Here is a 478-nt window from a genome sequence, read left to right on the forward strand (position 1 = left end):
GTCCGCGGGTTTGCTGCTGGCGACGCCGCCCTCCTCCTCGATTCTCATGAGTGACCTGCCCAGCGAAGACACGGCGAATCTACCGCAAGTCACGCCGATCAAGCTTATAGATGCGATACCGATATTCTCGGCATTGAAGGACGACGAAAAAGAAGCCCTCGCGGCAACGGTTACGGTGCGGACCTATCGCAAGGGCGACATCATAGTGCGACAGGGAGAGATGCTGCCGTCTCTCATGATTGTTCGAGCGGGCATCATTGTTCGAGAACACGGCGATGACGCCCATCCGCAGGAGGTCGGGCACCTCGCTCCCGGCGATTTTTTTGGAGAGACGGGTCTGCTAGCCGGCATCGGCGAGACCTCGACATTGCGCGCAATGAACCACGTCGTGGTTTACGAGATTGACCAGCAAAGCTTCGCGCCTCTGCTCCTCAACCGGCCCGAAATGGCCGAAGATCTTGCAGCGGTGCTATCGGCC

1 protein-coding gene is annotated in these 478 nt (G+C 59.0%); it reads left to right on the forward strand.

Annotated features, from left to right (window positions below; all coding sequences use genetic code 11):
* A partial coding sequence (locus EOA86_RS37985; protein ID WP_164892477.1) for a cyclic nucleotide-binding domain-containing protein occupies positions 1 to 478 on the forward strand: 478 nt, incomplete at both ends.

The organism is Mesorhizobium sp. M5C.F.Ca.IN.020.32.2.1 (genome assembly GCF_004023105.1).
Classification (GTDB): domain Bacteria; phylum Pseudomonadota; class Alphaproteobacteria; order Rhizobiales; family Rhizobiaceae; genus Mesorhizobium; species Mesorhizobium wenxiniae.